Origin of the sequence: Sulfobacillus thermosulfidooxidans DSM 9293 (genome assembly GCF_900176145.1) — a bacterium.
GTDB classification, from domain to species: domain Bacteria; phylum Bacillota; class Sulfobacillia; order Sulfobacillales; family Sulfobacillaceae; genus Sulfobacillus; species Sulfobacillus thermosulfidooxidans.
In genome coordinates this window covers 1,296,562-1,321,002 of record NZ_FWWY01000001.1, presented here as the reverse complement: position 1 = coordinate 1,321,002, position 24,441 = coordinate 1,296,562, and the positions used below count along the sequence as shown (strand labels likewise).

Sequence of the window (24,441 nt, the reverse complement as noted above, 5' to 3'; positions counted from 1 at the left end):
CTCTCCTTAACCAGGTATGATGATTGGTAAGTCCTCGCTACAGCATTTCGACCTGTTCCGGATCGCCGTCCACCACGACATGTTGTAAGACACTGCGAATGAAGTGGCGTTGCGTTCCAACCACAATAACCGTGCCGGGATAGAGGTGGTCGACTTCGACGACCCCCGTAGACTCCAGCGTTTGAACCACAGTTTCGGTTCCACGAGGATGACCAAGTTGTCGAGACTGCACGCGGTGGCGAATCCGACAAAATCCTCCGATGATACTGTCGCGAACGCGCAGAACATCTGCCCCGTCGATTTCGCAAGCCTCTGCGGCTGTCATAACGAGCGTTCCCGCTCCCCGCACAATACAATCGCGTAAACGACCCAATTCCGAGGTAGTCGCCTCATTCGGACACGGACCGGGGGTCCAAAGAGCCAATGCTTCGTCCATTCGGACCTGGCATGCCCTCAATTCCGTAAACTCCGTGTATTGCCGTAAGGCGGCTTCCGATGTCAGGCGGGTCAATGTCGCGAGGGTATCGCGGATCATCACGGGCACGTCAACCACCGCGAGCAGTCTATGGGCCAAATCCAATGCAGAGAGCAAATTGGGAAATTTGTCATGGAGTACCTGCACGAGGAGGGCACCATAATGGAGGCGCACCGTTACCGGGGCATGAGCCTGAAGCGCCTGCATCGTGCGGTCAAGACTTGCCACATCCTGAAGGATCTGTTCAATAAGCCCTCGTAAATGGTCCTCCAGGACCGTGGGGCCGATGAACACCTGGCTATGTGTCAGCCGGCCGGAGAGATCCACGCCCTCTTGAGCACGAATAACACAATGGTCGACCGGATCAGTGCTGCGCACCCGTCCTGTGGCCAGAATCGTAGCATGATGCCATGGACCCACAAGAGCAACATCTCCGGTAACCAGTAAAACACCAGGGGTATCCGTCGATTGCGTTAACACCGTTTCTGGGATAACGTCAAGAACGGTCTCGGTGCGGCGAACCCGGCCCGCATGCCGGGCAACGAGATCCCCGGTATCAGTATGCATCACTCCAGTTCCCCATGCATGCACCGGACGGGGTAGCTCTGGTGGAGCAATGGGCGTCCCAAAAACCGTACGCCCCATTTTCCCGGGTTGCGCAGGCAAAATGCGGCCTAGCACTGTGCCAGCAGCCACACGCAGAGGGGATTCGTCCGATGACCCCATTTCCACAGTCCAAGCCACTGGCGCCGGTTCACCCGGTTGCGGCGGAATACCGCGCGCCACCTGCAGGCGTCCGGATTGGCGTTGCTGCAAAAATGCTGCGAGCTCCCCCTCTGGCAGCCGGCCCTCCACAATATGACGCTGGTTCAGCGCGGTCTCAATAGCAGATACGGGAATGTCTTCCGGTTCCCACAGAATCTGTTCGGGGTGAAGCACCAGATGTGGGCAGGGCAAACACGGTTGCAAACGTGCACGCCAGCCGGACGCATAGTGCACAACCACATCGGCCGTTAATGCGTGCTCATCCACCTCCACCGTCCAGGCATGAACGGGACGTTGTTCATGCAGGGTGTACCGAATTTCATCCTGTTCTGTTACCACCTGTAATCCGTCAACGGTCTGTCCATTGACCATTACCGTAATAGGGGCATCTTCGGGAACCTCCAAAACTGCATAGGTTTTCCCTTGCGGTCCCGGGTTTCGCACGCGAATGACACCCTCCGCATCAATCCACACCATTCCCGGATCCCCGGATGGCGCAGGGAGAGCTGGCTCTTGGTAAGCCCCTGCTCGCGGCGCTTTTCGGGGGAGAGCCTTGAGCCATGTCCAGACCGTGCGCCACCCAGACAGGCTCATGGCGTCTCCTCGCTTTCAAAAGGTCGAACCCACGCTGCCCACTCATCCGGTGTGCCTCGCGCAGCAGTCGCTTTCACCGTCCGCAAAACGGTCCGGATTTCGTCCACCGTGACGGGTTTCCCGAGAAAGTGACGGACCCCGGCATCAAACGCTGCTTGGCGTGTCGCCGGATCCGCCATGACCGTAATCATGACAAGGGGAAGTAAGGGCCACTGGGTGTGCAAATGCTGAGCCGTGGTCAGGCCCGACCACCCAGCCATTTGATAATCCAAGAACACCAGATCAACAGGGGTCTGCTGGATCACCGCGGCCGCTTGGGATCCCGAATCAAGGGTCGCGACGACCGTGCCTCCAGCGATGGTTACCATGTGGCGTAAGATATCTCGTGTTTCAGGGGTATCATCCACGATGAGGACACGGGGAGCCCCCGTATCTGATCGGTCATTGTGATCCATTGCCGACTCCCTCCCTTTCGCGTGTGTTCGCCCATTGAAAGCAGCCCTGATCTCCGCGATCGCAACAGACACGCTTCTTTCCGGTCCGGTCAATGACTCGTCTCCACTATCCCGTGCGAATCGGTTGGCCTCATCATCTCGATGATGTGTGGGATATTCGGCATCATGATCGAAACTCCTTTTTTCCATCACCATTTTTTGTCGAACCTCGGCGTCGAAATGTCGATATTAAAAAAGGGTTTCTTCAGATTATCGCGAATGCCTATGATGACGATTCAAGGAAGATATCTCGTTCCAAGGAGGGAACAATGATGATCGAACACGTCAATTGGCGCACCGCTCTCGTCGCGGCCATTGAAGAGAGACAAATTCAGCCCGTTTTTCAACCCATTTGGACCGTCGATGGAACGTTCCTCGGATTTGAAGCGCTGACCCGATTTCCGAATGGTAGTCCGCCGGACCGTGTGTGGGCGTTGGCCGAGGAACAGGGGCTCGTCGAACAATTAGACGCAGTGGCGCTCACCGCCGCAATTCAAGATGCAGCGACACTTCCGGGAAAACTGTTTCTCAACATTGGAGCGCCATACTTGTCGTGGGTCATGCGGTGGAAGCATGGCATCGACCCTGCTCGCATCATCTGGGAAATTACGGAAACATATCCCTTGACAACCGACGCCGTCACCATCGTTGGGCGACTAAAAGACTGTGGCTATGCCTTTGCATTGGACGATGCGGGGACAGGTTATGCTACACCACACCAACTGTATGCTCTGCAACCCCAGGTGGTGAAGCTAAGCCTTAACATGGTGCATCAATGGCACCGCGGACATGTCCAATCGCTCCAATCTTGGGTTCGTGCTGCCCATTCTATTGGCGCGACGGTCGTAGCCGAAGGAGTGGAAGACCGGGCCTGGTTATCAACCTTAGCAGCTGAAGGGGTTGACGCAGTCCAAGGTTATGCCATGGGAAAACCTCAACCTGCCGCCACGTGGCAAGATGCTTCACTGATAGACGTATGAGTGGAATGTGTCTATTTCTGAGGGTCTATCCTGGTACACACCATAGAAGTCAGTAATCAAACGAGAAAATAGCAACTTAAACCATAGGTAACCAATGTGTCAGGCCTCATTCATAGCCATCGGCATCTTTAGGTTCTTTTGCTACATTTGAACAAATGTCTACCCAAAAGATTCGTGACGCGGACCTTACGTACCCGATAATTTTGTGAATCATGTAGGAGGAAAACGTTTAGATGATTCGTCGTATCGTAGAAATCAGCACCTTGGGAATAATCGTCACTAGCCTAGGATTGTTAAGGGAAAAATCAGTAACTGCCTTTGATACCCCAAAAATGCCATACGTGACCTTAACTCCGCAACGCAGTATCGTTCAATCAGGGGCGACTGTGACTTTTCGCGCCAGCGCACAGGACATGCCTGATCCCTTGTACCAATTTTGGGTTGAAAAACCGAACGGAACATGGATAGCAATGCAAAACTATAGTCAGCGTCCCACGTTCACGTTAGGCCCCGTTCAGCAAGGAAACTACCTAGTTCTGGCCGATGTTTTAAGCGCCAATGAAGTTCAAGCTCATCAATGGTCACTAGTACAATCTTCGTCAACTGCCAGTGTGTTTGTTGAAAGTGGTGTCAAGCTCTCGTCTTCGGCATTATCATCTTGGGTAGATCAGCCCATAACGATTCGCGCATCTTCGCAGCATATTTATCATCCGGTATATCAATTTTGGTATTGGAGTCCGAAAGGACAGTGGCGACTTGGGCAACATTACAGTACGGCGAATACATTTACCCTGGTACCGCGGGATGTTGGGACATACAAAATCATTGCGTATGCCAAGTCACCGGCGGCACCTGCCACAATGTACGGTGCCGTCTTCAGTTCACCGCTTAAGATTTCGGTCAGTCTCCCGCAAGGCCCCGCAGGACGAAATGGCACCTCAGTGTTAAGCGGAAGTACCCTTCCCCAAAATACGCTAGGTGTTGTGGGCGATTTTTATCTCGATACAGCTAACGAAACGCTCTATGGTCCTAAGACGGCTCATGGCTGGCCCACGCAAGGAACCAAATTAGTCGGCCCACCCGGCCCGCAAGGGCCCCAGGGACCCAGTGGGCCCGAAGGACCCCAGGGACCAACCGGTCCTCAAGGACCCGCAGGACCGCCAGGACCTACAGCAGGCGCAGCTACACTGTTAACCAACACGGTAGCACTCGGAACATCAGGCACAACGGTCATGTCGGTCACGATCACGCCACAGTTCTCGGGTACCCTCATGATGGAGAGTTCCTTAACAGATAGTGGAGCGGTCGGTGACGCGCTTCAAGGATGGTTTTTGGTCAACGGCCACGGTCTCCCAGCCGCAAAAGGCAGTACTCAACCCTTTCAAGAGTTTATTAATGATATCCCCATCAGTGGGGGATATACTAGTGTGACACCGGTAGGATCGTTTTCTGTCGTAAAAGGACAAACATATACGGTTTCTGTGCAAGCAGCAGGAACAGGAACTTTAACTGCCGGTTCATTGAATGCATGGGTAGTAGGAAACTAACCACGAACACCATCAGCGAAGGGCGTGTCGGGTTGTGGTTCGAGTTTTAAACTAAATGGAAGTTTTACTAAATATGAGGAACAGCACCATACACGCTCCTCGTTGTTCGCAATGTGTGCCGACATTCATACCCCCAACCACTTCACCGTAAGCTGATTCACACAATGGCACACCACCGAGTGATTATTGAAAGCCTGCACGGCGCTGAAGCGATCCCTGCAGCCAATCAAACGATGAGAACGTTAAAATGAGGCCCATCGCAATAACGTATGAGGACCCTTTTTCGCCCGGGTATTTTTTATTGGGATCACGCCCCGCACGGCGTGATCTGTTATTTTTTCGTGGCCATGCTTCCCCCAGTAGTCGAAGGATGAGAGGTAAAGTGGGGATAAACCCAATGATGGGCATGCTCAACCGCGTTTAACCACCATTTAGGCACAGGACCAAGAGGACGTTCAGGAAAACCGTTAGCACGCAGTTCCGCATTAGTCGCCGTTAAAGGATTAAATCCGGGCGACGGGGGTGTTGGGGTAACCACCAACGGACCCCACCGAAAAGACAAGGACGAGGCATTCATTTTAGAGACGGTCACCCATCCTCCTATAGCCAACACCAAACCAAGGCCCAAAAGTCCCGGAACCACCATACGCCGCACGATCCGTCGCCTTCTTTCGTTGCCTCCCAAAAACTTCTTATACACGTAACACGCTTGCCAAAGCTCAAAGGTTACCTGTTCCATCAATTTGGATTGGCAGATCAAAAGTTCCCGTCCCAACTCGTCGAAAATTTCCGGAGCGTCATTAAATAACCGTCACTAATTAAGAGTGGGGAAAATCCGGCCAAATACGACCTGTCCACAGGTTCCCATACTGCGTGATAATGCCAAGAGGGCTCAGAACCAAATCTGCTTGATAGCCACTATTTAACGATTCGTAACGGTAAGTATATGTCCCTATGCTGGTATAACGCTGTCTTAGAATTTCGATGTGCAAATCAGGAAATCGTATCCAAAGTACCGAAATATCTCGGCTTTGTTCCAGCGCTAAATCAAGGCGCCGAATGGCCAACATATTGGTTGAGGGAGTAATACCCAAGTCGACATCATCCAATCCATCACAGTCTGGCAGTAATTGGGAATTGGCAAACCATGGGCCATTTGGATAATGCGTTAAGTGAAGTGTATGTCCTTGACCTTCAGCACCTCGGGAAAAGACTTTCACGAGACGCGTCATACCGTTTTCAAAACATTCTACCTCATAGGAGACCCATAAGGGTTCGGGGTTATCTGCCGTACCCGAGCTGATAATTTGACCCCTTAGACCAAGGACCGGATCATCTTTCACCAGACAATATTCTTTTTGAGCACCATCAAATGACGACCATAATACTGTATACACGTTTTTGCCTTCCTTTGCACTGGCTCCTCAAGGTTCATTGATACTTGCAGGACAGCCCTTACACCCACACCAACGCCATACAAAAAGCTCATTTATCACCAATATTTCGGGCATTTTCCTCTATTATCACAAAAGAGCAACTTTTTGTTGATAGATGTTCGGATGATCCCGTACCATAGATCCAAAATCCCGACAGCGGAGGCCATAAACTGTGGAAGATACCAACAATCAAAAATCGTTTTTTGCCGTACAAGATTTTTACCCCGATGACTTTGCCTGGTGTTACGGCTGTGGCCGCTTAAATGACCATGGCCACCATTTTCGTACTCGGTGGAACAATGAAGAAACTCTCACCGAATATATCCCACTCCCACAACATATCGCGGTTCCCGGTTTTGTCTATGGAGGACTACTAGCCTCTTTAGTGGATTGTCATAGTACGGGATCGGCCGCCTTAGCCTTATACCGCCAAGACGGTCATGAATTAGGAGATGCCGCCCCTGTTCCCCGCTGCGTGACCGCGTCTTTAAAAATTGACTTTGTAAAACCGACCCCGCTCGGGCAACGACTCACGGTCCGCGGCCGCATTGTGGAAATCGGCCGACGTAAAGTCATTGTGCATAGTGATGTCTATGCTGGGGACACGTTGTGTGCCAAAAGCGAAGTGGTTGCGGTTTTGGCTCCGACAACAATGAGACCCCCCATCTAATTGCAGCATTCGGTAACAATATCCAAGACCAGCCCGTCACTCGGTAAGGAAAGGTCTTTTCCCATCATAGCTGATGGCCACGAGGGTTATGTTTTCACAGCAGCCAGAATAAGCCGGTATTTATAAAACTGTCCGTTCCTAAAAATCGTCGCGGGAGGATGATCCGCCAAAAACATCAAGGCCTGGTGCCCTTCGTGAGAATCCGGAGGAATAGGGGCGAGCCATTGTTCGGCCGTCATGATTTCGGCACTAACGTTAAGTGTCACCAGGTCCAAACCCGCTTCGGCAATAAGGTGAGCCCATTCATTAGCCGAACGGGCGGCCTCATGCGACCCATCCCGGTAGCGTTCCAATTGATTAAGCCACTCAATAGCATCTGATGGCGCCGTCATATCGGAAATGCCCAAGTGTCCCCCAGGCTTAAGAACCCGCTTAGCTTCGCGTAAAAAATGGGCCAGATCGGAAAAATGATGGGCGGCCCGTCGACACGTGATCGCATCGAAGGTATCAGGCTCCCATGGTAAATGGTGAACATTGCCTTGGACCCACTGGATAGACAGATGGCTTTGTTGAGCCAAGCTTTCTGCTTCCTCGAGCATTTCTCGAGTCACATCAAGCCCTATCACATGGTGTCCTTGCCGTGCGAGCTCTAAAGCTGTGTGACCGGTTCCACAAGCCGCATCAAGAACCAGACTTTTCGGCGCTAAATGCAATATCTCAATCAGGCGCGCTAAATCCTGTCCCCGGGCATGGGACTCACTGTTCCGGTAGGCCTCATGATATCTCCCAAAGTATTCCTGCACCGATTCATCTGAGGAATTCACCGTTCTCATCTCCCTCCCAATGCTTCATAACGATCAGGCATATCGCCATCGAAGGGGTTTTTTCGGCCATGATGAATGAGTTTTCTGAAATCCCCGCGTTCTTTCATCATACGCGAAATAACAAGACATCCCAATGAAATCTTTAAACCCAAAGTTCAATTCGGCAACCGTCATTCCCTGAACTATCCCCAGTTAAGAGCAAGGGCGCCAAACGCTAAATAAGATAAATGATCCGCTCCGCATTGGAAGTTGATGCGCTGGTCCAAAAGGCCATTCTACTCCCCAAAAAGAGTCAATAAAGTCAGTGGTCCCAGCAGAATAAAATTTGAGACGTTGTCGTAGCATGACATTTCCTTAAGGATAAGGTCTAATATATGCTAGAAGTTGTCAGGAAGAAATTGTTAGGCAGATGCTGGTAGAAAGATATTTTCAGAAAGAATTCATCATGGCTTCTACTTTAGGACTTCACGGGTATCATGATCGACTCTGTGGTCCATGGTTGGAAAGATGCCGTGGAGCCGTACAACGAGAGTATTGGTATAAGAAAGGCAGGGTCCCTTTATATGACCGAACACAAAGCATTACGCCTCATTGTCGTGGAAGATGAAGATTTACTCCGGGATTTGTTGGTCGTATCGCTCGAGAACATCTCCCCGGTGCGCGTCATCGGTGCCTACGCGGATGGGCAAACAGCCACCCAACACTTTTCTCAAGATCAACCCGATGTTGCCCTGCTCGACATTAACTTGGGACCTGGATGGACAGGAGTCGAGACCGCCATGCGCTTTCGTACCTTAAATCCCGATATCGGCATTGTCCTGTTGTCCAATTATGCCCGCCCCGAACTCTTAAGCAGCCTTCCAGAGTCCTCCTTACATGGTTGGTCTTACTTGCTCAAACGCTCAGTACGCGATCTTTCGACACTGACACGGGCCATTGAAGGAGCTGCCGCCGGCTTAATGGTCCTCGATCCCGAACTCGTGAAAATGGCACAAAGCCGCCGCAGTAGTCATTTAAAGGACCTCACACCAAGACAATCGCAAATTTTGGCCCTGGTGGCCCAAGGATACACCAATCTCGCTATCGCCAAAGCTCTGTTTCTCTCCGAAAAGTCCGTAGAAAATCACCTAACCACCATCTATTCCACCTTACATATCGAAAGCAGCAATCCCGAACAACATGCCCGTGTCAAAGCCGTTCTCTTGTTCTTGTCTTCAGATCATGACTCGCCAAGATGGGATTCATAAGATGCCGCGGCAGCATTATCAATGAGAAAACAGGCGGGTGGAATCGTTACACAAATGCTTGTCCCTTCTAACGGCTTCGAGACAATACTGAGAGAACCGCCCCAGTGTTTGGCCCGCATCTTCATCATGCGCATGCCCATCCCTTCTCCCTCATTTTTCCATATTACAAACCCATCGCCATCATCTTGAATCTTCATCCAAAGGCCTTGATCCGGATCATAGTCCAAGAAAATCACCACATGTTGCGCCTTGCCGTGACGAACCACATTATTGAGAGCTTCTTCAACAATGCGGTAAAGACCAAGACGCAAAGACGGGGAAATCCGGTTATCGACGAGCGAGTCGAGTTGCAAAAATCTTGGACTCATTGCCAAACGGACATCCAAGCACAACTCGTAGGAAGATTGCAAAACGCGTAAGGCGGGACCCAGACCCACCCGAATCAAATCCGGATGCAACCGGTGACTTAATTGGCGCACATCATCTTCCCGTAAACGTTGTAATTGTTCTTCGATCACAGCCAGTTCGCTCAAAGACTGTCCAAAGACTTGTTCATAGCGTCTTTTCACATCGGCCACTTGCTTCTCCAATATGAGCAAGCGGCTTTGGACCGGTCCATGCAAGATTTCAGCAATTTCTTGGCGGACGCGTTCCTCCGTGCGCCAAAAAGCCCAAGCATAACGGTTCACGGGCAACCGACCAAGGCGCACGGTATATCCTTTCGTCAATGCCTGTACCAGTTCGACAAAATGACCCGCTTTGTGTACTTGTCCTGCACTCACCGGATCCTTACTTTGATAGAAACTTAGTATGTAGTAAGAGGTCGCCTTTTTCCGGTATCTGATGGCGCAGGCATAAAGATATCCCCGGTGATCCGTAACCGGCCCGTGATACTGCCCCTCTTGCCATAATCCGGTGATGATAGGGTCATGCTGGCTTAACCTGACTTCCTGACCTTTCACCATCTTTTCGGAATGGTGACTTGAAGCCAGTAACCGCGCGAGTCCTTGATTCATATCGGCTTCCCAGAGGGATACGCGCTCAACGTGCACCGCATCGCGCGCGCTATGCACAAGGCTGTTCCAAACATTTGAGGTCATGTTTTCCGACCTCCTCTCTTAGACCGGATCGAGATACAAAATTGTCGCACCGTGGACCGCTAGAAAAATATGGTATCCAGATCCTTCTCGATCATTAATCGCCATTCCTGCCTCATTGCGGAAAAATTGTTCGACGAATTCTCTAGCATTGTGACGAAATCCAACGCCATTTTTGGTTATTTCAACCATTGCTTCCTATCCTATGACGGGATATGACTCATTCTGTCGTCAAAGAACTAAAATGGAAAAAAGGTATTTTGCTATCCCCTCACAAAGTCATAATGTTTGCCTGATGTTTGCGTAAATTTTCGACGAAAAATTCTTGGCGTCTATCGATCGTCTGTGACATAATGACCATATTCATGAGACGCAAAATGAGACTTGACTTTAATCGGTTCTAAAGAAAAGAGGAAAACTGTTGGCAATACCAGGTCTCGTCCTAATCGCAGAACCCCAATTGATGCTACACGATCTGTGGGCGTCTCAACTGAATGCGCTGGGACTGGCTTGGGAATTAGTGGACCCAGTCAAGACGCTCACCAATTCCCAAATCTCTGAAGCCCAGTGGTTATTACTGGATGCGTCTTTCGGGTTAGAACAGGTGCCCGCATGGCTCAGGGCCTATCCTTCACTTCACGTCATTGTGATGAGTTGGGACAAAGAAATCCAAGACTTTCTTCCGTCCCATGACCGCTTGAGCTTCTTAAACAAATCTTCTCTTAAAAATCGTGCCGCACTCACCCAAATCTTTTCTCATACCACCACTTCATCCCTGTAAAGGATGCCCTGAAACCTTTTTGAGCTACCTTGTCCGTTTTCCTCTTCACATTGCACAACCTCTTGGAAGGGAATCTCTTTAAGACACACGATAGATTGCGGATGATGCTTAAAGATTGCGCCGTCCTGTTGTGGTTGGGATGGCATGTTGATCTCTTTGTGACCTGAACCCCTTGATACCTGTTTTGTAGGTCTTAACCGCATGATCCAAAAGACTTGATAGAGTCACCGAAGAACTTCCAGAGACTATTTCGTGTGTGTATATGAAAAGCCGCTGGCAATAAGTTCTTTGTCTATCTCTTTCATTGTAAAAGGATTCACCCACCAGCAGGGAGGATGATTTCAGGGGTGAGAGCGCAGTTCACCTACAAAGGATGATGTGAGTCCCTTTCGCTTTTTTTACACTGGAATCATGTGTAGGAAAGGCGGAACGGCATGACCAGAAAACATTCCTCCACACTAGGGCGCCTCGGATGGTTATCCCTGAGCAAACTGCTTCAAAGCCTGATGAGTTTTGTCGCCATCTCCTATTTAGCTCGGGTCTTAGGTCCCACATCCTTTGGCATATTAGGATTTGCCACCTCCTTGGTATCCTATTTTGTGCTGTTGGGAAGTTTAGGTCTCCCTCTTTTAGCCATGCGCGAAAGCGCGTTAAGTCGGGAGCTGGGGGCGAGCATTGGACAAATGATTCCTGTGATGATGACATTAGCCGTTCTTAGTTATTTGCTTTTACTCGCCCTGCTCCCCGCGTTACATCTTCTGGGAACACAAGAAGTGGTGGTTAAGATTTTAGGATGGCAAATTATCATCAATGCCTTGAGCCTGTCGTGGGCTCTTTCTGCCGCGGGTCTCACCAATATTTCGGCGTGGGCCTATATTACGGGCACGAGTTTTCGTGTGGCCCTGATCATCTTATTCATTCATTCACAAAGAAATCTGACGATTGTACCCTTTCTCACCCTATTTGGTGCAGGCATAACCGTTTTGTGGCAATGGATTGGAGTAAGACAAAGAACCCAGATATTGTGGCAGATGTCTTGGCATAAGACATGGCGTATGATAAAACAAGCGCTACCCCTGAGCGCCTCAAGTGTTATGACCCAAATTTATAATAGCGTGGATACCATTTTGCTCGGTTATTGGATAAATATGCAAACCGTTGGCTATTATAACGCGGCTTACCGGATTCCCTTGTTTCTCGCCAGCTTTACTACGGTTTACAGCCAAATCTTGCTGCCTAGTGCGACCCGTTTGTATGAACAGCATCCTGAGGCTCTCACCAACCGTCTCAGTGAGAGCCTGAGTTATGCGGCCATAGTCGTCATTCCCACCGCGGTAGGCGGCAGTGTCTTGGCAGGTCCCATCATTGCGGCCATCTATCAACATCATTTTCAACCCGCGACCGTCCCCTTCGCGATTTTGCTATGGGCATGGGCCACGGTGTTTACCACCTTGCACTATGGCAATATTCTCATTGCTATCCGGCACGAAAAAGCCTTTGCCCATGGTGTCTTGTGGGGAGCTGTGATCAATCTCACGCTCAATGTGATATTGATTCCCATCTGGGGCCAGATCGGATCGGCCCTGGCGATTTTGTTCACAGAACTGTTTATTCTCGTGTATCTGATGACAAAAATTTTCCGAGTTCTCGGACCCTATTACCCCAATATCTCACGGCTTTTTCGTACCATATTGAGTGCTCTTTTCATGGGCGGGTTTTTGCGGTGGGTTAACCCCTACCGCTCCGTGTTTGTTAGCATCCCTTTGGCGATGATGGTATACGCGCTCATGTTGGTCATGACCAAAGCTCTCACCCGAAAGGATTGGTACACGTTATCTCAACTCGTGAGAAATCACACGCCAAGTCCTCCATCCTCTATGCCGTAATGGCTACGAACCATTAGCTTTTTTAGAAAAACTCAAGGATTCCGGTAGCCAATTGTTCCGCTGTTCCTATACAGCCCATGCCGCTACCATCACCCCTTAAAAAGACCATTGAAAATGGTAATATTGAGAATATCGTCATCGAAAAGGAGTGCTCCTGGTGGACTTGCCTCTATCTCTTGCCTTACTGGATCAGCGAGTCGCGGTGTGGCGCCACTTTAATCCGCTGCCTCCTGATACCCAGCAGTCGATCGACGAAGACATGCGGATTCGCATAACCTATGCCTCCAACGCGATTGAAGGCAATACCCTTACACTGGCCGAAACCCATCTCGTCTTACAAGGATTTACAGTCGGTGGCAAGCCCTTGCGGGATCATTTGGAAGCTATCGATCACGCCGAGGCGTGGGATGCCATGCAGACTTGGGCACGTGGAGATGACCCCATCACCCCATGGCTGTTAAGATCATTGCATGCCGTCGTGATGCGCCGTTCCCGTCCCGATATTGCTGGACAATTTCGTACGGTTCCCGTAGCAATTCACGGCAGCAACTTGGTCCCACCAGATCCCATTCGGGTACCCGAGCTCGTCGAATCTCTTTTTCATAAATGGGATCACACTAAAGGTCATCCCGTTTCAGTGGGCGCCATGATACACGCGCAGCTGATGGCAATCCATCCCTTTGTCGATGGGAACGGTCGAACGGGACGCCTCCTGCTGAATCTTTGGTTATTGCGGCATCACTATCCCCCGGCGTTATTAGAGCCTGATCAGCGTGGAGCCTATTACAGCGCCCTACAAGCAGCCGATATGGGAGATGACCTTCCCATTACGCAGGTCGTGATCCAAAGCATTGAGCGCACGATTGACCTCACGGAACGCATTTTGCACCCTCCAGCGGATCCTCCGTCCGGTTCTTCGTGATAAACAGGTCTTATAATATCTTGCCGGAGATTTCCAACAGTCTCGAGCCTCTTGTTTTTAATCGAGCGGCTGTGTGAGTCGCTCCAACACGGCCGCATAGGCTGCCTGGTTATCAGCAAAAACCACAACCGGCAATCCGAGTCTTTGTATCTCCTCCAAGAAAGGATAGAGAATCGTTTTGTCATAACGCCAGGTCATGCCAAGGCGAAAACGCAAGCTAGCCCAGGTTTCTTTTCCCCATTGGCCTTTGAACTGGCATCCCAATGTTTTTAAGAGGGCTCGAAACAGCACCCGCCAAATTCGCACGATCCTAGGCGTCGTCAAGACAATCGTGATATCCGCCGCTTGAATCCAGTCTCGTCCAATACTTTGGCTGACGGCTTCACAGATCCAACCTTTTTGTTGTTGTAATGCTTTACGGTAGGTGATGCGTTCTAAAAGAGGTAGGGCATCAATAGAGAATGCCCCATTTTTCGTGGAAATTGAAACTAGCGATCCTGATGGCTCTCTGGTTTACTAGAGAGGTCTGATCCATCATAAGGAGGAATCGCTAGTGAGTACCAGTATAAAGAAAAAATCGCTTCCCGAACAGCCGGTGACGGTGCCGTGGGTGGACATCCTCCAGGATGCCGAAGACGGGTTATTGGCGCTGTCGATCCGGGTCGGATTGCAGGTTTTGCAACAGATGATGGCGGCCGAGGTGGAGCAGTTAGCGGGACCTAAAGGCCGTCATGATCCGCAACGCCAAGCGGTCCGACACGGGACCGAAGTCGGGAGCGTCTTTTTGGGGGATCGCAAAATCTCCGTTCCGCACCCCCGGGTGCGGGCCGCTGATGGCTCGGAGGAAATTCCGTTAGACACCTACCATCAGTTTCAGGACCCGACGCTGGCGACACAAGCCGTACTGGAACGCATGCTGTATGGCTTAGCGAGCCGCCAACAGCGCCATGCCGATGCAGCCTTTGAAGCCGCGATGGAGCAGCCAGGCCCCAGCAAAAGCACGGTGAGCCGCCGCTTTATCCAAGCCACCCAACAGGCCCTTGACCGCTTTCTCCAGCGCCGGTTGGATGACCGGACGTGGGTGGTGGTGATGATCGATGGTTTGCGTGTAGCGGACCATCTGGTGGTGGGCGCCTTAGGGATTGATGCGGACGGTCACAAGCGTGTCTTGGGATTGGTCGAAGGGGCGACAGAAAATCATACCGTAGTCATGGCCTTATTGCAGGATCTCATCACTCGCGGCCTGACGGCCGCGCAGGGATTACTCGTGGTCATCGATGGGGCCAAGGCCTTAGCCAAAGCCGTGCACGACGTCTGGGGAGACCAAGTCCTCATCCAACGCTGCCAAATCCACAAGCAACGGAATGTGCTCGACCACCTGCCGAAATCGGCCGAAAATCGGGTCCGCCAGCGCTTACGGAAAGCGTATCAAGAACCGGATGCGGACAGGGCCGCGCAGGCATTAGAAGCGCTCGCGAAAGAGCTCGAACGGGATCATCCCGGCGCCGCTGGGAGTCTCCGGGAAGGACTGGCGGAAACGTTAACCGTCCATCGATTGGGCCTGCCGGGCCTCTTACGCCAAACGTTGGCGAACACCAATGCCATGGAATCCATCAACAGTCAATTTCGGACCCATGCGCAAAATGTCAAACATTGGACCAATGGGCAACAAGTCTTACGCTGGTTGGCGTCGGCGAGCTTTTTTATCGAAGACACGTTGACGCGGATCCCCGGCTATCGCGAGATTCCCGTGTTGCAAACGGCCTTAAAAGCCACGTGTTCCAAAACGCCGGAACAAAAAACCGAGCAAATCGGATAAATCACGAGAAAGGATGCGCTAGCGAAATTCCACGAAGCTTGGGACAACCTCCATCAATATCCTCCCCATCTAAATCATGCCAGGCAATATGAAGAGCATGGGATAGGCGCTCGGCTAAAAATGATTTGCCACTGCCTGGGGCACCAATGAGATAAATCCGGTAATCACTTCCTAGACCTAAAGGAGACGGCATTTTGTTCATGGGCTAATCTTCCTCCTTGTGACGTGTGTGACCGTCGCGTGGCCAGTAACTGGCCATAGGCGTGAAAATACCGGGCCAGCATCACCTCGTCGGCGTACTGGTCCCGGTAAACTTGGCGCCAGTCATAAAGGGGCCCCAGGTCTTGATTCAGCAAGGATACAAGGCCAAGGGCTGCTTGTGTCAGGTCGTTTCGGGGATAACAGAAAACCCAGGGTAAATGTCTGAATCCGGCCATGTCGGGGGCTAAGACCCATGTCAATGTCGTTAACGCTTCCAGCACCACCAAAGGAAAGCCCTCAAAATGTGAGGCAAAGAGGACCACTTGGGCCTGGGCTAAGTAGGGTCTTGGATCATCCACCGCTCCTAGCCAGTGAATCCAGGAATCCTGATAATGCGCCATCAACGCATCTTTTAACTGGCCATCACCGATCATGGTGAGCTCAAGAGGATAGCCTTGTTTTCGTGCGTGATCCACAATCTGAATCACTGCACCCGGATTTTTTTGCGGTTCCATGCGCCCGACAAAAACCACCGCTCCCGTCTTTTTGCGGGGGTAGCACCAAGACCAGGGAATCCCGTTGAGAATCACCTCATCCCCCACCTTGGCCACCTCAGAAGAACAGGCGAATTGATGACCGTCCCACCACTGGTACAAAAAATCAACGCCTTGCCCTAGGAGTTTGTGTCCTGGCCAGTGCACCGAATTATGCAAGGTCCGCACCAGTTGTGCTTCGGGCACCGCCATTTTGGCCGCAAGACTTAAAAGTTCGGGTAATTCCGTATGGGCATGAATCAAATCAGGACGGGTGAGAGCCGCAATGGATCGCATCACCCGCCACTTTGTTCTGAGTGATCCCCCGAGTTCAAACACCAACACCCCTTTCTCTCGCAATTGTTGGCGAAAAGCCGCGCGATTGCGGTGGTTTGTTGCGGCCACATAAACGGATTTTAAGCCTTGCTGACGTCCATATTGGGCGAGTGCCATAGCCACCCGTTCCGCCCCTCCGATCCCTAATGATCCCGCGATTTGCATGATAACCCTTGGCTTATCCATAGATCCCCCTCCAATCCCGGTATCCTTGAGGCACCCCGGATAAAATGAGGGCCTTATGATGAGCCGATTCTTTTTGCCCCAAGACCCTGACCACAGGGCGCTTCCACCTCATTTCCCACAGGTAGCTGCGAAGTGCCTGCTTCAGTCCAGGACCGAACGCCGTGGTTTCATACTTTCTTAATAACGCCCCCCGGCCGCGCGCTAACCCGAGCACCTTCTCATCAGATGGGTGCGGATTGGGCACATGACCATAACACAGCTCGGGATCAAAAAGGATCCGGCACCCTTGTGCCATCGCCCGTAACACCAAATCCGTATCTTCATCGCCGCCAAAATGGGTACCAACCCCCAAATGTTCGTCATAGGGGCCTACTTGATTCCAGACTCGGCGCGCGATCAGGATAAAGCCACTCACGGCCCACAAGTCCCTGGAATCTGTGATAAAGCGGGATGTTGTGGGATACTCCTTTTTGATAGGGTGCCCCTTGTGATCCACCATGCGCCCAAGCCACAGAATATCCTCATCACCCGGGATAATCTGTTGGGTAATCAAGCTGAAGACGCCTGGGATCATCCAGGCATCATCATCGACAAACAAGAGCCAGCGGCCCCTCGCTATCTCAGCAGCCACATTGCGTCCTTTTGATGCTCCTTGCTCATGGGGAGTCGATACGTAATCGACTTGGGGAAGGCGTTTTCTGTACGTTTCAGCAATCGGCTGAATCCGGCTATCGGCATTTTGATCGACAAAAATGATCTCCCAATCCTCAAATCCTAATGAGACCAGCTGGCTTAACGATTCACACAAACGAAGAACGTCGTGGTCACGGCCTTTGGTACTAATGCAGAATGACAAGTGTTTTGACGATGCCATATTAACTCCTCCTCGGAAATGGTTTGCCTGGCGCCATTCTATGGGGTCTTACAACCCGTAAGCCCTTGGGTGAGCGATAATTACGTGGGGGATATAAATTGTGATAAATGCGCTGCAGCTGGGACATCACCTGTTCGGGTAAATAGCCCTGCTCCACGATTTGGCGGTTGTTTTGCCCAATGTTCTGGGCCTTTTCTACCGTCATCTCCCTTAGGAGGTCAGCAAGCTTGTTCACATCCCCAGGTTTGTGCAAAAATGAGCGGGGCACCACCGACGAAATGGCCCCGACGTCGCTCGCAATCACCGCCAATCCGGCATACATGGCCTCTAAAATCACGATGGGAAGGCCCTCCGAATAGGAAGGAAGCACGAGGACATGACTGTGTTGGAACAAGCGCACTTTATCCTCACCTGTCACCACCCCGTGATAATGAATGCGCTCGGCCAAGTGATGGCGGTGAATGATCGCTTGGGCTTTATCCCAGCCCTTATTCATATCGCGGCCTGTCCACAACACATTGCGTTCCTCGTCCAAAATTTCACCAGCCAAGTTGAGTTCCCACTGCTCTTTTGACGGTAGCCGTGAAAGGGCCTCAATCAAATCGACAAGTCCCTTGGCTACCGAGAGGTGGCTCATAAACAAAATCACGAGAGTCCTAGATGACGGCCTTGGCACAGTGCGTAAAGAGGACCAGTGTTTCACCCACTTCATGGGCACAGGATTGACGAGTACTTGTAAGATTTCCCGTTTCACAAAAGGAAACTGTTTAAATAAAGACGAATCAAAAACCAATAAGCAATCGAGTTGGGCCAGGGCCCTGGCAATCAGTTTTTGAAATCGTGACGCCCAGTAAAACCGTAAAAAGTCACCGCCATGAAATTGCCCCACAACCAGGTAGCCAAAGCCCTTGGCCAGGCGAATAAACAATACATCACGCAGGGTACCGGTCGTGGATTGCGATAAAGGAAGATGTACAATGTGACTCTGTTTGCGCTGGGTCCATAGGACCCAGGCAAACAAGCTCGTCTGTCGCAAGACCCGCCATAATGCGGCGATACTCCAGTGGCCTTTCGTGGCATTACTGGGGGAGGAGATATTGACATGAATATACTGGCCAAGGGGTTTATCGGTTTCAAGCAAGGTTTGGGTGACCATTTCCGGTCCTGAATAGGGTGGAGGCAAAGGGCCCACCAAAATGACCTTCATGCTGCCCCCTCCTTTTTGTGAACAGAGTGCCACTGAGGAAAATACCAGGCCAAGCCCATCACACTCCAGACAATCGCCGACATATAGGGGCCTTCGAGCACCACTTCTACCCCGGTGACCACCGCCCAAATGGCTAAGAATGTGCTGATGAGGACCTGATTCGGTCCTAATGGGCGAACTTGGAACAGGCGCTTTAGGCTGTGATAGACAATCATTCCCACCGGGATGATGGCCCAAATGCCGTACCACTGCATCATTTGCAAATAGGAATTGGACAAGGCGACGGTATTTTGGGCAAAGCCTTGAGTGGCATTCCAACCCCCATAACCGAGACTCACCAATTTTTCTGGAATCCAAGGCTGCCCCACCCGAATGGCATAGGGATTGGACAGTATTTGTTTGGCCGCTTCTTCCCAAATGATGAGCCGCCAGCGGTTATTCGCAATTTGACTATAATGCCCATGAAACGTGGTTAAGCTTTTGAGATCTTGAAGGATATGGGCGAGTAAGGGTTGATCAACCAGCCACAGTACCCCAAGTAGCCATAAGCACACGCCGACACTGACCATGGTTTCAAGTTTTAGACGTGCGAGAAATTGACCTTTGACTTTTGGGGCAAGGATGAGGAGCACCATGACCGCAAAGCCAAACCCCACCCAAGGCCCCCTCGCGCCCCAGCGCATGAGACTGACCATATTAAGGATTAAAGCAGGCCATATCATGGCAGGGGGGACATCATGCCATTCCCAAATAAAGAGGGTCAAAATAAGCATGGCGGAAACACTCTCCGCCGTTGAAGGCAGCTGGATAGAAGCGGTGGCTAAATAGACCAAAGGCACCAACCATAAGGCTGTCGCCAAACCCCATTCTACGGTTCTGCGGCTTAACAGCGGCAGGGCTAAGCGGTAAAGGGAATAACTGAGGGGAACAAACCAAATATAGTACAGCTCGGCACTATCACGGATCACCGCCAGCCATCCAAAGCGGGGCCCATTAAATATGAGGCCAATCATCATCACTGCCCCGACCCAAAGAAGCCAGGGGCGCATGGCCCTTGGAATAACCAATTGCCCTTTATACCAGAGCATGACGGTGAGAAGTGCCATGGTCATCTCCGTGACGTAAAAGGGCGGTTTGGGTAAAGCCATATGGGAAAAAGAACGGTTAAATAAAATGGTTAAAGCCATAAACAGGAAAAAAATCAGCATGGGTACTTTCTCCCCATAATGGCTAAACAAAACCAGCACAATCAACAGTCCCAACACGCCAACACTGCCCCAGATAATGAGATGATTTCGACTCACGGCCAAAGCGGCCAAGATGAGGGCAAAGGTGGCCATTTTCAGAGTATTTCCCAGCAAATCCCACGGCTTGTCCATCGCATCTGTCCTCATAAGGCTTCTCCTAAAAGCACGCCACTGACAATATGGGAGACATCGGGAATGAGATATTCTGGAGGCGGTGTCCAGTTGCTCCGAGCGGGCGAAAGAGCCAGGCGCGCTGCCCGGAGAATACTCGAAGACTCGGTCCCCGCCAAAATGTTGCTGCCACATTCTAAGGTCTCAGGCCTTTCCGTGACGTGCCGCAAGGTAATATTGGGCACACGCAAGATCGCACACTCCTCCTGCACCGTACCGCTATCGGTCAGTACCATGCGCGCATCTTGTTCGAGTCGCACAAAATCCCCAAAACTTAAAGGGTCGGTCACGATAATGCCCTCGCGCTGCAATGACAACCCCAGCTCCTGAAGCCTAGCGCGAGTTCTCGGGTGCAAACTTAACACCAAGGGCAATTCCCAAGTATCCACCACTTGAAATAAAGCTGAAATGACCTGGCGTAAAAGCCTAGGATTATCCACGGTTTCGGCCCGGTGGAGAGTCGCCAAAAAATACTGAGAAGGATGTACCCCGAATTCATTTAAGGCATGAGAACCGACGATTAAGGCGTGATAGCACTGCATGACTTCATAGATGGGATTCCCCACCACCACAATTCGTTGCCGTTCGATTCCTTCCTTGACCAGATTCTCTTGACTGCGGTAGGTATAGGGCATGAGGACCCGGCTGACATGATCAATCACCCGGCGGTTCACTTCTTCGGGGACCCGAAGATCATAAGCACGGTTTCCCGCTTCCAAATGATAAACCGGAATCTGGTTGCGGGCTGCCATGAGCGCGGTGAGCCCACTATTGGTATCTCCTAAGATCAACACCCGATCGGGGTTCACGCGGGCCAACGTCTCGCCCATCTGTTCATACATCCTTGCGATTTGGGCATGGGCACTGACCGAACGAATCCCCCAGGATTCGTCGGGAGGGCGGAGTTTTAATTCATCGAAAAATGCACGGCCCAGACCCGGTTCAAAATTCTGCCCGGTAAACACTAAAATCTGGTCAGCATATTCATCGATCTGCCGAATGATACAGCTGAGTCGAATAATTTCGGGCCGCGTTCCCAGAACGGTGAGGATTTTCATGCCAACATGTCATCCAATTCTTTTTCACGCGCCACAAATTCCTGGAGCAAACGTGTTAATTCCTCGACATTCAGTGAGGTGTGTTCCGAGGAATAGGCCCGGGGTAATCCACAAGAACCTAGGTCATCTTCGGTTAATTCCGGCAGCATGGGCCGAATCACGTAATAGTTGCCTCGCTCAATAGTCCGGTATCGTTCTTCTTCTGATACCAAAATTTCATGGATTTTTTCTCCAGGCCGAATCCCGGTAAAGATCATGGGGATATCCTGATCGCCAATCAGCGCCTTGGCCACATCCACAATTTTGGCGGAGGGTACTCGGGGAATATAACACTCACCGGGACCTGCGTGATGGAGCGCTTCAAAGACCACATCTACGGCTTGATCCAGGCTCAGCAAAAAGCGCGTCATATCCGGCGTGGTAATAGTCACAGGACCTCCCCGCATAATCTGGGATTGCAATAACGGCACCACCGATCCCCGTGAGGCCACCACATTCCCGTACCGCACACTAATATAACGCGTGGAACCCGGCAGCAAGTTCGCCTCTGTTAAAATGCGCTCCATAATCCCTTTGGTCATCCCTAAGACATTAACGGGTTTACACGCCTTATCTGTGGAAATGCCCACGACCACTTTCACATCGTGGCCATGTTCATGAACCGCACGAACCAAATTTTTGGTGCCATCCACATTGGTGGCGACCGCTTCCGCAGGAAAATATTCACAAATCGGCACTTGTTTCATCGCAGCCGCATGAATAATGACGTCATGGCCTGGGACGGCCCGTGATAAGGCCCGGTAATCGCGCACATCACCAATGATAAATCGCAAGGGAGGGCGTTCTTCGTGCTGTTCATAAACAATGTCATCGGTGGCTTTAAGGCGCTTGGCATACCAAAGCCGCATATAATGCTGCTTGGCTTCATCCCGCGAAAATATGGTCACATACTGGGGCAGTCCCCAGTCTCCTGCCATGAGTCTGCGCACAATCGCGTGGCCTAATGATCCGGTTCCTCCGGTCACCAGAACCCGGGCTCCTGTTAAATCCTCCATGGTCTCTTCCTCCTTGTTTGTTGATACAGTTCCTCTGAATCAGGTTCATCCGGGCTTGTCAGTAAAACTCAAAAGCATCGCAGGATTTTTTCTGGCATCTGCTGTCAGCAAAACATCTTCGCTGTATGTCCTAAACGGTGAAATCTTGTCTTTGGCTCGGTGTTTTATCGCCATGATGTGAATCACACAAGATCCAATCATTTAGGCCCAGAAGAAAATCCTTGGCTAACGGATAAGAGATGAGCGGGCTAAGTCATAAACCATTTCTTGCCACGGTGGGGGCATAATGCCGGTGGCTTCGAAAAACTTTCTCGGATTCAAGGAACGATTGCAAAAAACGCTGGAATCCGGGATAATGCGAATCTTGAGATTCAGCGTATCGCGAATCAGCACCAGCAAATCATATTTGCTAATCGGTTCCGTGGCGACATGAAAGAGCCCTTCTAAATGGGGATATTGTTCCGCCACGTCCCAGATCAGATTGGCGAGATAGACGGTACTCACACCGGAAAAAATGGACTGGGTAAAGCCATAGACCCGCCCGGGAGCCTGGTGCCGAAACCATTCATAAAGTCCTCGCTTGGTGGACAGTTCCGGTCCCACAATGGATGTCCGTAACGTGAGACAATAGGGACCTAGCACTTCGCCCAAAATTTTAGACTGGCCGTAAGCATCGTGCGCATTGGGGACATCTTTTTCGTGATAAAATCCCCGTTGCCCATCAAACACACAGTCAGAACTGACGTGAATCAATTTGGTCTTCCACTTCAATGCCATAATCTGAAGAGCCCGAGGAAAGAGCGCATTAATGGGCAAGAGCTCGGCCATGTCCTCCCCGCCTGGCGCTTGTTTCACCAGTCCCGCAGCATTCACCATCACATCGGGATGAATCTCGCCTATCCATTCATCAATGACATCACGATGCTTAATAGCATCAACGGGTGTGATCCACTGCACATTGACATGGCTTAGGGCTTCAGCCACAAAGCTGGAGACGGGCTTGGAACGCGATAGGGCCCAGATTTGATAATCGCGGTTAATCGCTTCTTTGAGCAGTTGATGGCCCAACATGCCTGTGGGGCCAAAGATCATGACCCGCATGCGCCAAATGCCTCCTCGAGTAACCAGTCCCGATAATCTTTAAGACCCTCCTCCAGCGAATAGCTCACCTGGTAGCCGAGATCGGTGACAGCCCGGCTGATCCCTGCTAGCGAATGTCTTACATCACCCGGCCGTGGGGGCAAATACCGCACCCTCACCTCTTGATAAAAGATTTGCTCCATCAGCTGGACTAACGTATTGATGCTCACCGCCTGTCCACTGCCAATGTGATAAATTCCGCGGGCATGATCCAGAGTACCGGCCTTCAAAGTGACCTTAACCAGATCGGCAACGTGAATGAAATCGCGGGTCTGTTCCCCGTCCCCAAAAATATTTAAGGGTTCATGACGTAAAATCCGGCGGGCAAAGATGGGAATGACATTGCCATAAGCGTCATAGCGTTGCAAAGGACCGTAGGCATTAAAATACCGCAGCGCCACCGTGGGCAGTTCATAGATTTGCTCATAGACAAGGGCCATAGCTTCCGCCGCCATTTTACTCACCCCATAGGGCGAATCAGGATTTTTAGCGTGTGTCTCGGTGACGGGAAGTTCCGCGGGCTCTCCTAAGATCCCCGCTGACGATGCCAAGACCACTTTTTTGACTCCGGCCATACGAGCCGCTTCCAAAATCCGAATGGTTCCCATGAGGTTAATGTCGGCATCTCCGTAAGGATTATCGATGCTGCGCTGGTTACCGACCGATGCCGCCATGTGATAGATAATGTCCATCCCACAGACAATCTGTGCCAGCAAATCCGCATTGCGGATATCGCCTTCCACGAAGCGGACATCATGTTGCACTTCCTGTAAATTCTCGATATATCCGGAGGACAAGTTATCAATAACACAGACCTCATGTCCTTGTTCCAGCGCCTCACGCACGAGATTGGCACCGATGAATCCTGCCCCTCCAGTCACTAAGACATGCATGGC

The 24,441-nt window shown here is 51.2% G+C and carries 25 protein-coding genes; 8 read left to right on the top strand and 17 right to left on the bottom strand.

All coding sequences use genetic code 11. The annotated features are described in order from the left end of the window. Positions 1 to 37 precede the first annotated feature (37 nt). The gene (locus B8987_RS06835) at positions 38 to 1,834 is read right to left on the bottom strand and encodes a flagellar assembly protein A (protein WP_084661075.1); all 1,797 of its coding nucleotides are present in this window, start codon (positions 1,832 to 1,834) and stop codon (positions 38 to 40) included. Then, entirely contained in the window at positions 1,831 to 2,289 is a 459-nt protein-coding gene (locus B8987_RS06830; RefSeq protein WP_176213176.1) for a response regulator, read from the bottom strand. The genes B8987_RS06835 and B8987_RS06830 overlap by 4 nt, the downstream gene beginning before the upstream one ends. 308 nt (positions 2,290 to 2,597) lie before the next feature. Between B8987_RS06830 and B8987_RS06825 the strand changes: the two genes are divergently transcribed. After that, positions 2,598 to 3,308 carry an EAL domain-containing protein gene (locus tag B8987_RS06825; protein WP_176213175.1) on the top strand — a complete coding sequence of 237 codons (711 nt, stop codon included), beginning with the start codon at positions 2,598 to 2,600 and terminating at the stop codon, positions 3,306 to 3,308. 233 nt (positions 3,309 to 3,541) lie between these two features. After that, the gene (locus B8987_RS19600; RefSeq protein WP_176213174.1) at positions 3,542 to 4,855 is read left to right on the top strand and encodes a hypothetical protein; all 1,314 of its coding nucleotides are present in this window, start codon (positions 3,542 to 3,544) and stop codon (positions 4,853 to 4,855) included. A gap of 331 nt (positions 4,856 to 5,186) precedes the next feature. On the opposite strand, the gene B8987_RS06810 is transcribed toward B8987_RS19600, so the two are convergent. Both B8987_RS06810 and B8987_RS06805 read right to left on the bottom strand, forming a co-directional pair. Beyond that, on the bottom strand, positions 5,187 to 5,510 hold the full coding sequence (locus B8987_RS06810; RefSeq protein ID WP_084661072.1) for a hypothetical protein: 324 nt from the start codon (positions 5,508 to 5,510) through the stop codon (positions 5,187 to 5,189). A 163-nt stretch (positions 5,511 to 5,673) separates the two neighbouring features. Beyond that, entirely contained in the window at positions 5,674 to 6,252 is a 579-nt protein-coding gene (locus tag B8987_RS06805; RefSeq protein ID WP_084661071.1) for a putative glycolipid-binding domain-containing protein, read from the bottom strand. A gap of 211 nt (positions 6,253 to 6,463) precedes the next feature. Here B8987_RS06805 and B8987_RS06800 point away from each other — a divergent pair, with 211 nt between their 5' ends. Next, entirely contained in the window at positions 6,464 to 6,961 is a 498-nt protein-coding gene (locus tag B8987_RS06800; protein ID WP_084661070.1) for a PaaI family thioesterase, read from the top strand. Positions 6,962 to 7,047: 86 nt separating this feature from the next. Here B8987_RS06800 and B8987_RS06795 read toward each other — a convergent pair whose 3' ends face one another. Further along, complete coding sequence (locus B8987_RS06795; protein WP_176213173.1) at positions 7,048 to 7,785, bottom strand: class I SAM-dependent methyltransferase; 738 nt, start codon at positions 7,783 to 7,785, stop codon at positions 7,048 to 7,050. 563 nt (positions 7,786 to 8,348) lie between these two features. On the opposite strand from B8987_RS06795, the gene B8987_RS06790 reads away from it, so the two are divergent. After that, a complete protein-coding gene (locus B8987_RS06790) occupies positions 8,349 to 9,032 on the top strand; it encodes a response regulator transcription factor (RefSeq protein WP_020375344.1) in 684 nt (227 codons plus the stop codon). Here B8987_RS06790 and B8987_RS06785 read toward each other — a convergent pair. Both B8987_RS06785 and B8987_RS19595 read right to left on the bottom strand, forming a co-directional pair. Next, the gene (locus tag B8987_RS06785) at positions 9,005 to 10,132 is read right to left on the bottom strand and encodes a sensor histidine kinase (protein ID WP_084661068.1); all 1,128 of its coding nucleotides are present in this window, start codon (positions 10,130 to 10,132) and stop codon (positions 9,005 to 9,007) included. The two genes, B8987_RS06790 and B8987_RS06785, sit on opposite strands and share 28 nt — an antisense overlap. An 18-nt stretch (positions 10,133 to 10,150) precedes the next feature. Then, positions 10,151 to 10,321 carry a hypothetical protein gene (locus tag B8987_RS19595; protein ID WP_020375342.1) on the bottom strand — a complete coding sequence of 57 codons (171 nt, stop codon included), beginning with the start codon at positions 10,319 to 10,321 and terminating at the stop codon, positions 10,151 to 10,153. A 229-nt stretch (positions 10,322 to 10,550) separates the two neighbouring features. On the opposite strand from B8987_RS19595, the gene B8987_RS06780 reads away from it, so the two are divergent. The 3 genes from B8987_RS06780 (at position 10,551) to B8987_RS20125 (ending at position 13,718) form a co-directional block, all read left to right on the top strand. Next, a complete protein-coding gene (locus B8987_RS06780; RefSeq protein ID WP_084661067.1) occupies positions 10,551 to 10,910 on the top strand; it encodes a hypothetical protein in 360 nt (119 codons plus the stop codon). 434 nt (positions 10,911 to 11,344) lie between these two features. Further along, entirely contained in the window at positions 11,345 to 12,796 is a 1,452-nt protein-coding gene (locus B8987_RS06775; protein ID WP_020375340.1) for a flippase, read from the top strand. Positions 12,797 to 12,953: 157 nt separating this feature from the next. Beyond that, positions 12,954 to 13,718 (top strand): Fic family protein, encoded by a 765-nt coding sequence (locus B8987_RS20125; protein ID WP_084661066.1) that lies wholly within the window; start codon positions 12,954 to 12,956, stop codon positions 13,716 to 13,718. 57 nt (positions 13,719 to 13,775) lie between these two features. Here the strand turns inward: B8987_RS20125 and B8987_RS06765 are convergent, their stop codons facing one another. Next, on the bottom strand, positions 13,776 to 14,024 hold the full coding sequence (locus tag B8987_RS06765) for a hypothetical protein (RefSeq protein WP_084661065.1): 249 nt from the start codon (positions 14,022 to 14,024) through the stop codon (positions 13,776 to 13,778). A 223-nt stretch (positions 14,025 to 14,247) separates the two neighbouring features. Between B8987_RS06765 and B8987_RS06760 the strand changes: the two genes are divergently transcribed. Next, positions 14,248 to 15,537, top strand: coding sequence for an IS256 family transposase (locus tag B8987_RS06760; protein ID WP_084661064.1), 1,290 nt, complete (start codon positions 14,248 to 14,250; stop codon positions 15,535 to 15,537). Between the two features lies 1 nt (position 15,538). Here the strand turns inward: B8987_RS06760 and B8987_RS06755 are convergent, their stop codons facing one another. The 9 genes from B8987_RS06755 to B8987_RS06715 all read right to left on the bottom strand — a co-directional run bounded on the left by B8987_RS06755 (position 15,539) and on the right by B8987_RS06715 (position 24,438). After that, the gene (locus tag B8987_RS06755) at positions 15,539 to 15,739 is read right to left on the bottom strand and encodes an AAA family ATPase (RefSeq protein WP_084661063.1); all 201 of its coding nucleotides are present in this window, start codon (positions 15,737 to 15,739) and stop codon (positions 15,539 to 15,541) included. Further along, positions 15,702 to 16,793, bottom strand: coding sequence for a glycosyltransferase (locus B8987_RS06750; RefSeq protein WP_084661062.1), 1,092 nt, complete (start codon positions 16,791 to 16,793; stop codon positions 15,702 to 15,704). The genes B8987_RS06755 and B8987_RS06750 overlap by 38 nt, the downstream gene beginning before the upstream one ends. Then, positions 16,786 to 17,667 (bottom strand): glycosyltransferase family 2 protein, encoded by an 882-nt coding sequence (locus tag B8987_RS06745; protein WP_084661061.1) that lies wholly within the window; start codon positions 17,665 to 17,667, stop codon positions 16,786 to 16,788. The genes B8987_RS06750 and B8987_RS06745 overlap by 8 nt, the downstream gene beginning before the upstream one ends. A gap of 1 nt (position 17,668) precedes the next feature. Beyond that, positions 17,669 to 18,874: a glycosyltransferase family 4 protein gene (locus tag B8987_RS06740; protein ID WP_084661060.1), complete on the bottom strand. Its 1,206-nt coding sequence runs from the start codon at positions 18,872 to 18,874 to the stop codon at positions 17,669 to 17,671. Beyond that, complete coding sequence (locus B8987_RS06735; RefSeq protein WP_084661059.1) at positions 18,871 to 20,268, bottom strand: hypothetical protein; 1,398 nt, start codon at positions 20,266 to 20,268, stop codon at positions 18,871 to 18,873. The genes B8987_RS06740 and B8987_RS06735 overlap by 4 nt, the downstream gene beginning before the upstream one ends. Continuing rightward, positions 20,265 to 21,350 (bottom strand): non-hydrolyzing UDP-N-acetylglucosamine 2-epimerase, encoded by a 1,086-nt coding sequence (wecB, locus tag B8987_RS06730; RefSeq protein WP_084661058.1) that lies wholly within the window; start codon positions 21,348 to 21,350, stop codon positions 20,265 to 20,267. The genes B8987_RS06735 and wecB overlap by 4 nt, the downstream gene beginning before the upstream one ends. After that, positions 21,347 to 22,405, bottom strand: coding sequence for a polysaccharide biosynthesis protein (locus B8987_RS06725; RefSeq protein WP_084661057.1), 1,059 nt, complete (start codon positions 22,403 to 22,405; stop codon positions 21,347 to 21,349). The genes wecB and B8987_RS06725 overlap by 4 nt, the downstream gene beginning before the upstream one ends. Positions 22,406 to 22,630: 225 nt before the next feature. Further along, positions 22,631 to 23,506, bottom strand: a complete 876-nt coding sequence (locus B8987_RS06720) for a dTDP-4-dehydrorhamnose reductase family protein (protein WP_084661056.1) — start codon at positions 23,504 to 23,506, stop codon at positions 22,631 to 22,633. Further along, complete coding sequence (locus B8987_RS06715) at positions 23,494 to 24,438, bottom strand: GDP-mannose 4,6-dehydratase (RefSeq protein ID WP_084661055.1); 945 nt, start codon at positions 24,436 to 24,438, stop codon at positions 23,494 to 23,496. Before B8987_RS06715 ends, B8987_RS06720 begins: the two co-directional genes overlap by 13 nt. Positions 24,439 to 24,441 lie beyond the last annotated feature (3 nt).